Source organism: Sphingopyxis sp. (assembly GCF_051861155.1).
GTDB lineage: Bacteria > Pseudomonadota > Alphaproteobacteria > Sphingomonadales > Sphingomonadaceae > Sphingopyxis.
On record NZ_JBHYDE010000009.1, the window covers coordinates 26993 to 41110 of the forward strand.

General features: G+C 62.5%; 10 protein-coding genes. 2 read left to right on the forward strand and 8 right to left on the reverse strand.

Translation table 11 applies throughout. From position 1 onward, the window contains the following. Window positions 1–109 precede the first annotated feature (109 nt). Window positions 110–1027, forward strand: coding sequence for a Gfo/Idh/MocA family protein (locus ACTIFP_RS15400; protein ID WP_439569594.1), 918 nt, complete (start codon window positions 110–112; stop codon window positions 1025–1027). A gap of 93 nt (window positions 1028–1120) precedes the next feature. Here the strand turns inward: ACTIFP_RS15400 and ACTIFP_RS15405 are convergent, their stop codons facing one another. The 6 genes from ACTIFP_RS15405 to ACTIFP_RS15430 form a co-directional block, all read right to left on the reverse strand. Next, complete coding sequence (locus tag ACTIFP_RS15405; protein WP_439569595.1) at window positions 1121–4057, reverse strand: TonB-dependent receptor; 2937 nt, start codon at window positions 4055–4057, stop codon at window positions 1121–1123. A 103-nt stretch (window positions 4058–4160) separates the two neighbouring features. Next, window positions 4161–6065, reverse strand: coding sequence for a family 43 glycosylhydrolase (locus tag ACTIFP_RS15410; RefSeq protein WP_439569596.1), 1905 nt, complete (start codon window positions 6063–6065; stop codon window positions 4161–4163). A gap of 5 nt (window positions 6066–6070) precedes the next feature. Next, window positions 6071–7189, reverse strand: a complete 1119-nt coding sequence (locus ACTIFP_RS15415; protein ID WP_439569597.1) for a hypothetical protein — start codon at window positions 7187–7189, stop codon at window positions 6071–6073. After that, entirely contained in the window at window positions 7189–8376 is a 1188-nt protein-coding gene (locus ACTIFP_RS15420; RefSeq protein WP_439569598.1) for a 1,4-beta-xylanase, read from the reverse strand. Before ACTIFP_RS15420 ends, ACTIFP_RS15415 begins: the two co-directional genes overlap by 1 nt. An 87-nt stretch (window positions 8377–8463) precedes the next feature. Next, window positions 8464–10062 carry a sulfatase gene (locus ACTIFP_RS15425; RefSeq protein WP_439569599.1) on the reverse strand — a complete coding sequence of 533 codons (1599 nt, stop codon included), beginning with the start codon at window positions 10060–10062 and terminating at the stop codon, window positions 8464–8466. 93 nt (window positions 10063–10155) lie between these two features. Beyond that, the gene (locus ACTIFP_RS15430) at window positions 10156–11718 is read right to left on the reverse strand and encodes a sulfatase family protein (protein WP_439569600.1); all 1563 of its coding nucleotides are present in this window, start codon (window positions 11716–11718) and stop codon (window positions 10156–10158) included. A gap of 173 nt (window positions 11719–11891) precedes the next feature. Between ACTIFP_RS15430 and ACTIFP_RS15435 the strand changes: the two genes are divergently transcribed. Beyond that, window positions 11892–13001 carry a hypothetical protein gene (locus ACTIFP_RS15435; protein WP_439569601.1) on the forward strand — a complete coding sequence of 370 codons (1110 nt, stop codon included), beginning with the start codon at window positions 11892–11894 and terminating at the stop codon, window positions 12999–13001. Between the two features lie 36 nt (window positions 13002–13037). Here the strand turns inward: ACTIFP_RS15435 and ACTIFP_RS15440 are convergent, their stop codons facing one another. Together ACTIFP_RS15440 and ACTIFP_RS15445 are read right to left on the reverse strand one after the other, a co-directional pair. After that, window positions 13038–13562 (reverse strand): hypothetical protein, encoded by a 525-nt coding sequence (locus ACTIFP_RS15440; protein ID WP_439569602.1) that lies wholly within the window; start codon window positions 13560–13562, stop codon window positions 13038–13040. A 62-nt stretch (window positions 13563–13624) separates the two neighbouring features. After that, on the reverse strand, window positions 13625–13912 hold the full coding sequence (locus ACTIFP_RS15445; RefSeq protein WP_439569603.1) for a sialate O-acetylesterase: 288 nt from the start codon (window positions 13910–13912) through the stop codon (window positions 13625–13627). Between the last annotated feature and the right edge of the window lie 206 nt (window positions 13913–14118).

The window sequence follows — 14118 nt, forward strand, 5'->3', positions numbered from 1 at the left end:
ATCCTTCTCGATACGTCTTGTCCGGCCGCAGCCCTGTCATGGTTGATACAGCGGAACGAAACGGATAGGAAGCATATAAATAAGATAAATTGGTGAAGGACACACAGCTATGATTCGCTTGGGATTGGTCGGGATCGGCAAGATTGCGCGCGATCAGCATATACCGGCGATCGCCGCCGACCGCCGCTTCACACTCGTCGCGACGGCGAGCCGCCACGCGCAGCTCGACGATGTGCCGGGCCATGCCGATATAACCGCGATGATCGCGGGCGGCCACGATTTGACCGCGGTGTCGCTTTGCACGCCGCCGAGCGGCCGCCACGCGATCGCCCGCGCCGCGATCGAGGCCGGGCTGCATATCATGCTCGAAAAGCCGCCGGCGGCCACCGCCACCGAGATCACCGATCTGGAAAATCTCGCCCGCGCGCGCGGCGTCACACTGTTCGCGACTTGGCACTCACGCGAGGCGGCGGGCGTCGCCGCGGCGCGCGAATGGCTTGTCGGGCGGACGATCCACGCCGCGCGCATCCTGTGGAAAGAGGATATCCGCCGTTGGCATCCCGGACAGGAGTGGATCCTCGCCGCTGGCGGTTTCGGGGTTTTCGACCCCGGCATCAACGCGCTGTCGATCGCCACCGCGATCCTCCCCGAAACGCTGCTGCTCGACGCCGCGCAGATCGATATACCCGAAGGCCGCGAGGCACCGATCGCAGCGACTCTGAAAATGCGCAGCGGCGCGGCGCCGGTGATCGCCGAACTCGATTTTTTGCAAACCGGGGCGCAAAGCTGGGACATCGAAGTCGACACCGACGCCGGAACGCTGCGTCTGTCGATGGGCGGCAGCGTACTTGAGGTCCCCGGCGCCAAACCGCAGACGGGCGCCGATCGCGAATATCCGCGCCTATACACCCGCTTTGCCGAGTTGATCGCGGCTGGCAAGAGCGACGTCGATATCCGGCCGCTCCAGCTGGTCGCCGACGCCTTTCTGGTTGCCGAACGCCGGACGGTCGCCCCCTTCTCCTACTGACGATCCACCCAAAAGGAGGCCCCGCCATCGATGATCGATGGCGGGCATAGGATGAGCCGGGTGGGGTGCGCGGCGTTCCGCGCGCCCTATGGATCAGAACTGGACGCGGACACCCAGAGCATAGTCGCGACCGCGCGAGCCATAATATTGTAGCATGTTGCGGTTCGACGCATCGCGGCTGTCGGCGGTTGCGCGGTACAAGCTCGAACCGAGGATGTTGGTCACCGTGCCGATCACGCGGACATTGTCCAGCAGCTTGACCCCGAAGTTGAAATCGAGCTGGCCGTCGGGCTGATATTGATAGCCGTTGGCGAACCGGCGCGAGTAGCCGCTGTAATAGCGGTAGGCGAGACGGAAGTTGAAAGTCGGCGTGTCGTAATAGGCGATGGCGTTGACGACATGTTGCGAGAGGTTGATCGGCAGCACATCGGTCGTGGTCGCGACCGGGATGCTGGTCACGCCGGCAGCCGTACCGGTGGTGTTGATCGCGAAACTCGCGGGACCGGCGAGCGAGATGAAACTCTCGCGCGCGTTGGTTTCGTTGTAGTTATAATTTGCCTGCACCCCGAAGTTCGCAAGGAAACCCGGCAGGAAGTCGAAATCCTTGCGAAACTGGACCTCGACGCCCCGGAAATAGCGCGTTTCGGGATCGTTGAAGAAGCGCGTGTAGTTCGCATCGCGTACCGTGCCGTCGGGCAGCGTGATCGTGCCCGTCTCGGTCGCCGAGGTGGTGAAATTCTTGACCCATTTATAATAGCCGGCGATCGCAATCGACGTTCCCTTGTCGGGGAACCATTCGACACCAAGATCGACGCCATCTGCAGTGAATGGGCGCAGGTTGGGATTGCCGGTGGTGACGTTGATCACTCCCTCCCCGATCCCGCTGAGATCTACGCCGCTGCCCGAACGAAGCTGCTCGAATAGCGGCCGCGACATCGTGCGAGCGGCACCCAGCCGGACCTGGAAGTCGGGCGCCGCTTCCCAACGCAGGTTCAGGCTCGGCAGGAAATAATTGTAGGAATTGGAGACGCTGACATCTCGCGCTGCTGTCGCACTGGTGGCAATGCGTCCTCGCGAAACGCTGTCGGTAAGCACCCAACGCACGCCGATGTTTCCGGTGAGCCGTCCGGTCCCGAACTTCGACTGCCCATAGAGCGCAAAACTATCTTCTTCGATCTCGTTCGCGGCCCCCGCATCCTGCGCAAAAAGATCGAGTATCGTCACATTCGACGCTGTTGTGCCTAGTGCGTAGAGGGTGTCGAAATCATAATAGGGATAGGCAACGGCCGATGCCCCGCCAACTCCCGCACTGCCAGCAAAGGGATTCTGCTGGAGCTCGAGCATCGCGGCCGTCAGGTCAGGCCGATTGGCCAGCGCAGTTTGTCCGGGCAGCGCACCGGTTGCCAAGAATTGATACTGGGTCTGATCGACACGCTGGCTGTGGAACCGATTGTCGTACCGTAGCCCCCACTCGATCGAACGGAGAAAGCCACCGTCGATTTCATAGACGAAGTCAGCGCGCGCGGCCTTGATTCGATCGAGTGAGTCCTGCTTGGTCGTGTTGATCTGCTGGATCGCGAAATCATCTGCGGAGAGCGCACCGAAGTCGAGCACCACATTGCCGCGGTCCCGTACATCATAGCCGAAGGCCTGACGTTGCGATGGCGCCTGCTGCGCGACAGGCAAAGCGGTATTGGCGTCATTGTCGAAATTGACGACCGGCGTAAAACGGTCGCGGCCCGCCTCCGCCCAAGAAAAGTCGAAGCGCGCTTTCAGCGCGCCGCCGTCGTCGACGGCAAAATTCACCCCTCCGCCATAAGTATGATCCTTCACTTTTTCCGCGTTGATCACACCGCGATAAAGCGCCGACGTGCCCGCAAACTGCGTGACCGTATCGTTTTCGACCGTGGCAGATGTCGGGGCACCCAGCGCGCCATTGAAGAGGTCGATCGCGAAGAAGCGACGGGTTTCGCCCGACCTTGTTTCTTCCGAAAAGAGTCCGTCGAGACTGACGGTAAGCCAGTCGGTGGGTTCCCACTGGATCATGCCGAGCGCGCTGTGGCGTTCGGTGTTGAGCATCTGAATGATCGAGCCGGCGTTCGAGGGCAGCGAGTCCGCCACGCCGTCGCCGTTGATGTCGTAGCGCGCACCGGGCTGCGTGATCGCGAGCGGCCGCCCGGGAGGCGCCGCAGGCGAGACGACACGCGTCGAGGAGTCGAGGCGCCAGCTTTCGAGCTGAACCCCCGTCTGCACATTCTGGTCCTTGATGCCGGCATAGGTCAACGAGATGCCCAGGTTGTCGGCAAGCTTGCCGACGTAGGTCACCTCGCCCCGCAGTCCGAACGGCTTCGTGGCACTGGCCGACCTGAAATCATTGGCCTGCTCCTCGAACAGCCCTCGAACCACGACGGTGAGACCCTTGCGCTTGCTTTCGAGAGGCCGGATCGACTCGAGCGCAAGAATGCCGGAGACCCCGCCCTCGATCGTGCCACCATCCGGCGTTTTCTGGACGAAAGCGCCGCTCAGGCCTTCAGATGGCAGACCACCCAGACCGACACGCCGGTTGACGCCATCGGCGGTCGGCAGGATCCGGCCGTTATATTCGGTCGACGCAAGATCGGGACCAAGGCCGCGAATCGCAACCTGGTCCGAGCCGCGGGCCGTGTCATTGGCGGTAACGCCCGGAATGCGGGTGAGCGATTCCGAAATCGACACGTCGGGAAGCAGGCCGATATCGTCCGCCGAAATACCGTCGATAACGACTTCGGCGTCCCGCTTGCGTGATTCGGCGCTTTGCAGCGCAGCACGAATTCCCGAGACCACGATCGCGTCTTCATCGCCAACGGCGGCCTCAGCCGATACGCCAGCGTCGGACGCGGCCGCGACATTGGCCTCCTGTGCATGGGCCAGCGATGCGCTGCAAAGTGCGGTCAACGACGCGCAGCTCGCCATAAGCATCCGGTACTTCATAATCCTTCCCCCATGTATCTGGCATTGTTCTACGGCTGAAATAGCGGCCGCGAACATCATTGGCAATATAAATCATATATATATGAGATGAAGCATTTTTGAGGAGGCTCGGCCGAGCTGAAAAACGTTATCTCACGGTGGTTTAGGTGATGACCGTCGCGCTTCAGTCGCGGACACTGTCGATCCGCGGCACGCCGATCGAGGCCGGATCGCCGATGTCGATCGGCACAAGACCGAACTTCATGCGCCACGGCGCCGTCGGATCGTTACCGAACATCGTGTACCAATATCGACCCTGTTTGTCGCGAAATGCCGTGCCGTGGCCGCCGTGTGGCGCGCCCATGCGGCGCTGCGTATAGGGGCCGAACAGGCTCTTCGACGTGCCGTACATCATGTCATAAGTGCCGTGCGTGCGAAGCGGGCCGTGCCATTCGGCGCCGGTCAGGAAATAGACGCCGTCGACCTTGATCAGACCGTTGCCTTCATAACCGACATGGTCGCCATCGACGTCGACGAGTTGGCGCACCGGCCCTTCGAAGCCGCTACGCGCGGCGTTGAGCTTGGCGATGCTACCGCCGCCCCACAGGAAATAGAGACCATCGTCGTCCTCGAAAGGAAAACCGTCGATGCCCTTCGCGAAATAGCTTTTCGTCACATTCTCATACGGCCCCTCGGCCTTGCCGGTCTTGGAGCGATAGAGCCAGGTCTTGCCGCCCACACCGCGCTCCATCACCGAAAAGGCGAGATAGAAGGTTTTATCGCGTTCGACCCATTTGATTTCGGGTGCCCATAGTTCGGCGATATTCTGGCCGAAATCATAGCCCATCCCTTCCCACTTCCAGATAAAACCGACGTCGGTCCAGCTCTTGAGATCGGCCGAGCGCCACAGCTTCACCCCGCCGTCGGGCTTGTGATAGCCATAGCCGTCTAGCGTGCCGACGAGATAGTAGAAGCCGTCGCCGCCAAGCGTCACCGACGGGTCGCGCATCGTCTCGCTGGTGACCAGCGCCTTTCGCGCCGCAACCGCGCTGTCCTCGGTGATGACCGACGCCGCCTGCCGTAACCGCCCGTCGGGCGCGCGGTCGAGCGGCACCAGTCCGACCTTTTCGCAAAACATCGCGAAACCATCATCGCATTTCGGGTTGTACACCGCGGCAAGCGTGCCGTCGTCGGTGCGCACGATCGACCCGCGGCCCGCGTGCGGAACCGCGAGCGCGCGCATCGTGAAGGGGCCATAGGGTGTCGGCGCTTCGGCGACGAACAGATCCTCGGTCGCGGTCCGTATCCGCCCCGTCACCTCGCTGGCGGCGAGAATATAGCGGTCGCCGTCGCGGACCATCGCCGCGCCGCGCGTGCCAACGCGCGTGCGCACCGGCCAATCCTTGCCCACCGGCGGATGCTTGGCGAACAGCGCCTGATCGGGCTTGAGAAAACGCGGCGCCTCGGCCAGCTTGCCGAAACCGGGATCGAGCTTGGCGATCGTGCCGCCACCCCAGACCAGATAGCCGGTGCCGTCCTGGTCGACGAACAGCGACACGTCCGCCGCATCCTCGACGAGGCAGGGCGAAGCGGCGAACGCCCCGCCGGGCTGCGCAGCAAGCCCGGTCGCGACGCGCGCGCAGCCGGCCTTGTCGCTGAACGCGAGATAGAGCTTGTCGCCCGCCACCGTCACCGACGGCGCCAGATAACGTTCGGACACGTCGCCCGGCGTAATGCCAGCGCCGGAGATTTTCGCCGGCCCCAAAGCTTTCCACGCCTTGCCATCGGTCGACGTCCACAGCGCGACGCCGTGGCGCGTCCCGCTGCGGATCTGGGTGCCGGTCAGAACCCAGCCCCCGTCCGGCAATCGGGCCACCGATGCGTCGGCGATCGGTCGATCGGAAAAGACCGGCGCGACGGGCCTGGCATCGGCGGCCGGCATCACCGTCGCATTCTTGTCCATCGACGGATGGTCGGCAAAGATATCGTCGGCAACCGCCGCTTTCAGCTGTTGCTGCTGCGCCGCTGCCGAAGGCGCCAGCGTCAGCCCTGCCAGCATCAGGCCGTGCATCCAAGTCGGCTTGTTCACGTTCATCAATCCTTTTGGAGCGCCTTGAAATCGTCGATCCAGGCGTAGTTGGGCGCGGTGCTACCGTCGGCATTCTTGCGCACAGTCGCCGGCGCGAACACGCTGTTGAGCAACCACGGCGTCTTTTCGGGACCGAAATTGCTCGCCATCGAACTGCCCTGTTTGAAGCCATAGGTCGCGACGGCGAGCCGCCCGGTGTCGCGGAACATCTTCATCTGGTTGCGCAGATAATGTTTGCGGGTCTCGAACCATGGGCTCATCGTCAGAAAATCGTCCCAATGCGGCTTGGCGAAGGGCTGCTCGAGCGCCGCCTTGATCACCTGCCAGTTCTGCGCGGTTCTCGTGACGCCATATTTTTCGGCGAAGGCGGCCGGGATCGGCTTTTCCAGATTCTGTTTCCACCACCAGACGATCGAAAATTCGGTGACGAGAAACTTTTGCTCGGGGCGCATCCGCGGCAGGATATAGTCGAGGAAAGGCTTCGATGCTTCGAGCGAATTGACGTGCGGATGAATATCGACCCCGTCGAGCTCGGCCGTCGCCTTCACATAGGCCATCCAGCGATCGGTCGACGCTGTCATGTTTTTCTTGAGGTCGAGCCGGTTCAGCGCCCCCATGTAGAGCCGCGTCTTGCACGCCTCGCCGCACGCCTTGGCGCGATAGGCAATCACCCGCGCCGCCATCGCTTCGTAAAAGGCATTGAGGTCGAGATCGCGGTCGCCCTCGCGGCTTTCGATATAGGGCTCGTTGCCGATGACCAAAATATCGACCTTGCCCATCACAAGCGGCAGCACCGCGTCGAGACGTTCCAGTTCCTTCGCCATGTCGGCGCTGCCCGCCTTGGGAAAGTCGCGGTTCGGGAACGGCCATTTCAGCGACAGGATCGTCTTGCAGCCGCGTCCCGATGCATCGAGCGTCGTGCGCACTACGCCATGCTCGGCGGCACCGCGGTCGAGCTGCGGCATCGTCAGGAAAATGCGCACCCAGGTCGCATCGGCCTTTTCAAGGTCGCGATAGTCCACATCCTCATAATGTTCGTTATAATTGGCGCCGAGGGCGCCCTGCGCATGGACGACGCCAGGCAGACAAGCGATCGCGGCGCACGCCGTCAGAAATCCCCGCATCAATGCTCTCCCTTAGTCATATTCTTGATAAAGGCGGTTTCGGCCAGGTCGAACGCGGTGCCGTCCGGATGGAAGATATCGTGATGCCAGATGGCGGGCGGCCGGGTCCAAACCTTGTCCCACGTGTCCCACGGATATTGCGTCTGCGACTTGCCCGCGACGAGGCCCCAGTTGATCATGCCGACCTTGAAGCCCTTCGCCATCGGCAGCAGGCCTTCGAAACTGTTGGTGCCCTGCGCCGGCTTGTTGTCGCGCGCCAGATATTCGGTGATGATCAGCGGGCGATTCCACGCGCTCATGACGCGGATTTCGGCCGCTACCCGCGCGGAATGATCGTAATTGTGCCAGTTGATGAAATCGCTGTTGGCGAGCGCGATCTGGTTGACCGGGTGCAGCGTCGATGCCGATTTCGCCTCTAACGTTTTCGCATCGACGATTGGCCGGTTCATGCCCCCGGTGTGCCAGAAGATGCCCGCCGACAGCGGCTGGTCGGGATTGACCTCGCGCGCCCAGCTGAACACTTTTTCGAGCAGTATCGCGGTGTATTTCGGCTTGTCGGTCAGCTCCTCCTTGGTGCCGTTCTTGCCATAGCTGTTGCCGATCATGTTCGCCGGCTCGTTGTAAAGATCCCAGGCGAGGACGCGGTCATCCTTGGCGAAACGGCGCAGCACCGCCTGAACATAGGGCTTGAGTTCGTCATGCCGCGACGGCGTCCCGAGAATCGCCTTGCCGGGCGACTGGACCCAGCCGCTGTTGTGGACATGCGGACGCGGGTCGCGCTGCTTGCCGATCCTCGGGCTGGGATCCCAGACATCGTCGAAGATCACGATCATCGGGCGGATCTTGTGCTTCTGGGCGATGGCGAGGAACTGATCGACGCGGCCAAGGAAGCCTTCGGGATCCTGCTTCCACGCCAGGTCGTGCAGGAACACGCGCATCGTGTTCATGCCGATGCCTGCGGCCCAGCCGAGTTCCTCGTCGATCTGCTCCGGGTTGAAACTATCCGCCTGCCACATTTCGAGCTGGTTGATCGCGTCGCGCGGCACGTAGTTGGCGCCAACAAGCCAGGGCTGCCCGGCATACCAGGCGTTGATCCGCTCTGGCGTCCAGCGCCCCGGCGCAACCGGGGTCGACGCCGCGACGTCCTGCGCCATCGCCGGTGCTGCAGCAAGGCTTGCGCTTGCCATGGCGACAGCCAGCACCGCGACAAACAATCCCCGGCGCGCAATCCGCTGATGCCTCTTCATTCCAGACCCTTCCCTGTTCGGTAAATTTCAGTTTCGCGCCTGTGCGGCGCGGCGCGCTTTCAGCTCGACCGATGCCGGCGCCGGCTGCGCGTCGAGATAGGCTTCGAGTTTCTTGCGGACGGCGGGCTCGGCATCGATGACGTTGCGCGTCTCGCCGGGATCCTGCTGAAGGTCATAGAGTTCATAGGCGCGCGCGCCGGTGGCTTCCTGCGTCCAGCGCACTAGGCGGTAGCGTTCGGTACGAATCGCCTGCCCGATCCGGCCGGGCCGATTGAAGGCATGATAGGCATAGGGCCGGACATGTGCCGCAGCATCTCGGAACACCGGGACAAGGCTGGCGCCGTCGAGCGGCTGCATATCCGCGGGAAGCTGGAGGCCCGCGAGGGCGGCCAGCGTCGGGAACACGTCGACGGTTTCGGCGATCTGTTTCGGCGCGCTGCCTGCCTTGCCCGTACCCGGACCGGCAAAGATCAGCGGCAGACGCACCGATTGTTCGAAATTGGTATGCTTCGTCCACAGCCCATGGTCGCCGAGATGCCAACCATGGTCGCCCCACAGGATCACGATCGTATTTTCCGTGAGGCCTTCGCGGTCGAGCGTGTCGAGCACCTTGCCGATTTGCGCGTCGACATAGGTCACGCCGGCATAATAGCCATGGATGAGCTTGCGCTTCAGTTCCTCGGGATATTCGGCGCCGAGCTTGCCTGGCGGAACGGGGTCATAGGCGGCGATTTCGCCGCCGACCTTGCCTGCGAACAGCGGCGCCCCGTCGGGAAGCCGCTCGAAATCGGGCATCGGCAGCCGCGCCGGATCATACATGTCCCAATAACGCTTCGGCACCGAAAAGGGCAGGTGCGGCCGCGCGAAACCGACCGCGAGGAAAAAGGGCTGACCGCTCGTCTTGAGCTCCGCCAGCCGCGTCGAGGCGCGCGCCGCGGTGCGGCCGTCGGCATAGGCATCGTCGGGCACGTCGGGGCTTTCCCACGCCGTGCCCCGCGGCAGCGTCGCGGCATATTCGAATATGTCGCGCTCCGCGGGCACGGGAATTTCGTTGAACAGCGCCTCTTCGCGGGTCGCCTTGCCGCCCGTGCTGCCCGGCTCGACATATTCGATCACCTTGTCCTTCTGGGGCGGCGCCGACCAGCTTTCGACATCGTCGTGCGTGCCGTGGCCGACGTGAAAGACCTTGCCGATCGATTCGGCGCCATAGCCCGCCTGCTTGAACAGTTGCGGCAACGTGACCGCGTTCGGGATATAGTCGCGCAGATCCATCCCGAAATTATAAATGCCGGTCGAGGTCGAGCGGCGGCCGGTCATCAGGTTGATGCGGCTCGGCGCGCAGACCGCCTGATTGGCATAGGCCTGTTCGAAGCGGGTGCCGCGTGCCGCGAGACGGTCGATATTGGGGCTGATTGCGGTGCGATCGCCGAACGAGCCGAGCGTTGGTTTCAGATCGTCGATCAGGATGACGAGTATGTTCGGACTCTGCGCGGGGACCGGCGTCGGAGCAGCGGCGGGCGCGATCGCCGATGCCGACTGGGGAATGGCGCGGGGCTGCGCGCATCCGGCAAGCGCGGTCGCAACCAACAGCGCCATCGCCTTCTGTCCCAGTTTCGAAAACCGCATCCCGCCCTCTCCAATTCTTCTTTTCGGATAAATCATATAATTAAATTTGCGAATGGCAAGGTCTGCGTTGCACGATTTCCGCCTAAGTCGATGTCAGGGCCGACTGCGCCCGTCCCTTTCGACCTTGTCCAGCCAGGCGGCAAGCTTGCGCGTCATCTCGGGCATCCGGTCCGCCAGATTTTCGCGCTCGCCGGGATCGGCCGCCAGATCATAGAGCTGGTGCTGCGCCAAGGTGCCGATCGCATTGCCATGGAATTTATGAGGCTCGACGCTGCCGCGGATGAACTTCCAATCGCCGGTGCGCAGCGCCAGGATGCGCGCGCCGCTGCTCGCGACGGTCGAGCCCGTCGTCACCATCAGCTTGGTGTCCTGGATGACATAGTCGCGCCCCTTGTCGCTCCGGCCCAGAAGCGGCGCGAGCATCTCGAAGCTGTCGACCGCTGCGGTCGGGGGAAGTTCCTGCTTCACCAATGCCGCGAGCGTCGCGACCATGTCGACATGGCCAATCAGCGCCGCCGACACATGCCCCGCGCGGACGTGGCCGGGCCAGCTTGCAATCATCGGCACCCGCGTACCGCCTTCATAGATGCTGTATTTGCCGCTGCGATACGGACCCGACGGCTTGTGGCCGCCCGCAAGTTCGACCGCCTGATCCTGATACCCGTCGAACAGGATCGGGCCATTGTCGCTGCTGAGGATCACCAGCGTGTCGTCGGCAAGGCCCAGCTCGGCGAGCTTGTCCATCAACGCACCGACCGTCCAGTCGAACTGGACGATCGTATCGCCCCGCGGCCCCATGCCCGAGGCACCGACGAAGCGCGGATGCGGCGCACGCGGCACGTGCGGCTCGTTCATCGCGAAATAGAGAAAGAAAGGACCGTCCTTGCGCGCGGTCACAAAGTCCACTGCCTTGCTCAACAGCTGGTCGGTGAGGTCCTCATCGGTCCAGCGCGCAGCCCTGCCGCCGGTCATGTAACCGATGCGGCTGATGCCGTTGACGATCGTGTTCGAATGCTCGGGATCGGCGCCGAACTTCAACCGCTCGGGATGCTCGGCCCCGGTGGGCTCGTCGCCCACCTTGGCTTTGTAATCGACGCGGATCGGATCGGCGGGATCAAGGTTCACGACGCGCCGGTTCTCGATGAGCACCGTCGGCACCCGGTCGAGCGTCGCGGGCATGAAATATCCGTAATCGAAACCGACATCGAGCGGCCCCGGTGCAATCTCGCCATTCCAGTCGACCTTGCCGTCGCCGAGGCCGAGGTGCCATTTGCCGACGACACCGGTCGCATAGCCGGCCTGTTTCAGCATGTGCGGCAGCGTGAACTGGCCCGGCCGGATCAGCGCGGGCGCGTCGCCCGGCAAGATCTGGGTTCCCGAAGCGCGCCACGCATAGTCGCCGGTTAGCAGGGCATAGCGCGACGGCGTGCAGGTCGCCGATGGCGAGTGTGCGTTGATGAAGCGCGTTCCGCGCGCGGCGAGTTTGTCGATGTGCGGCGTGGCGATCGGCGAGCCATAACAACCAAGGTCGCCGAACCCCAGATCGTCCGCGTAAATGACAATGATATTGGGTTTTTTTCGGCTCGATGCGGCAGCGACCGCGGGCAAGAGAGCAGCGCTCGCCCCGGCAAGAAGCAACGCGCGACGCGACAGCACGACACTCACAATCCATCCTCCCGACGACTTTGCGATCTTTGTATAGTATTTATCATATAATGCAAGGACAACGGCACCTGCTCGACGTCGAGGCCACGAATCATATTATTTATCTTATTTTTGTGATATTGCGCTGCGGCCAATCGGCAACAACGACAAAAAAGGGAGAGGTTATGACCATATTACGATATCTCGCGCTCGCCGCGGCGACCGCGCTGAGCACCGGATCGGCCAGCGCGTCCGAGCTTGGCGTCAACTACAATGGCCTGACGCGCAACTTCGATCAGAGCGAACTCGATCGCACCGAAACGACCTGGGTTCGGGCCTTCATCGACGTCACCCGCCTGCAAGGCTTGGGTGAAGCGGCGATCGCCACCGACCCCGACGTCGTAGGGTTCAAGCAGATTCGCGCCGCGGGATTCAATGTCATCCTGAACCTGAAATATGAGTACAGCGGCTCGGATTTTCCGAGCAACGTCAACAGCCAGGAATTCGTCGATGTCCGCGCCTTCACCACCAAGGTTCTCGACGAAGTCTATAACAGCACCGACATCATCGTCGTCGGCAACGAACCTTTCATCGAAAGCGATCCCGCGGACCGCGACAACGACCTGTTCCTATTCTACAAACAGATGTCGAACCACGTCATCACCTATAACAAGACGCGCCGGGCGATCCCGCTCTATGTCGGGGCGTTCAACAATCTGCAGATGGCATCGTGGCAGACACAGGCGACGCGCGACCTGATAAACTATGCTGAAAATACGCCGAACGTCGCGGGCATCGACCTGCACATGCACACCAGTTCGGTGGCGGAAATGGGCCAAGCGATCGACTGGGCGCGCGGCGAGCTCGGTACCGCAAAGCAGATCATCAGCACCGAGTTCAGCCTGAAGAATCATTTCCGCGCCCATCTGGGCGACACGATCAACGCCGGTTTCGCCAGCCAATATGGCGTCAGTCCGGCATGGAAGGTCTGGCAATATCTGAACTACTCGCTCCAGACGCCGCGACCGCGCGCCGAATGGGTCGATTTCCTGGAGGCCAGCCCCTGGTTCATGAACGTCCGCCTCAGCCTCGAGAATGCCGATATCCTGTTCGACCAGAAGGGACTGACGGTCGCCACCTATGCACTGCGCCAGTCGCAGGCGTCGATCGGCCCATCGACCGACCCCTGGATGCTGAACGGCATCTATTGCAACCAGAGCTGCGTGCCCAACCCAACGACCGGCCAAGCGCAGTTCAACTATCAGTGGATCGACAGCTTCCGCGCGCGGAACTGACGGGGGCAAGGCCGGTCGGCGCAACGTCGGCCGGCCTCAATTCCTTGCCATTGCCGCCAGTGCATCGTCACGGCGATAGTGCAGCACAAAAGCATAAGCATCTTCCCGCGTCCCGAATACGGCCGCCGCAGCCAGCAATCCGGCGGACGACAATGTTTCGCCCTGCGTGAACTGCTCGATCTCCTGCCAGCGGAGTTTGCGCGCGTCGATCGATGGCGCCGATACGACGCCGCGTATTTCGCAGATCGTCATCGCACAGCGCACGTCGAGCGGCCCACCCTGGCTCAGAAAGCTGAAACCGCGCAACCCCTCGCGGATTGCCGTTTCGCTGCGGTCTGCCCATGCCGCGTCGCGCGTCTCGTTCAAAAGCTCGGTGTGGAGATCGTTCGGCTGCGCCGACACCACGATGACGCTACCGTCGTCAGCGTTCGGCACGATCGGCGCCCAGCCGCTGGATGCGCTGGCGGGCTTCGGCACGGCGGGCGTTTCGGCGAGCAGGACCAGCGGGGCCGCTTCTTCCTCGTCGCCCGAACGATAAAACGCGCCGATCGTCGCGGCCACCGCGCAGGCCCCAAGAATCCCTCCAATGGCCCAATACCGCAGCGGACGCCCATCGCCCCGCATCAGTAGCACGTCCACCAAAGATCGTTCGTTTCGGCCGCGAGCCGCTGGCCAAGCGTGCGCAGCGCGGCGGTGCACAAATGCGGCTCGTCGGAATTCTGTGGCAATCGCGGCGCCGACACCTTTGCCGCGCAAGGCAGAGCCAAGGTCGCCTGTGTCTGCCGGCCCGACTCCCAAGCCGGCCACCGCGCCGCGTCGTCCGACACCCACGCCTTGTCTCGGAGACCGACGAGAACAACCGGCAGGCGCAAACTCAAATTCATTTCCGCAACCTCGCGGGCTAATTTCATCTAATGAAATTATTTATATGATAAAAATAGGAAGTCCAGCGGAGTTATTCCGAAGCGACGACATGATACCTGCCTTTCGCCGGGAAGCTGAGCGTCCGCTTTCCGACTTTGTGGGAATGAACCTAACGTCCAATATCAGGCGCAAAGCGGTCGTCCCGGCGCGCTCGAAGCAAGCCCCGTTCCTCAATTATGGCTGGCGCCCGGCC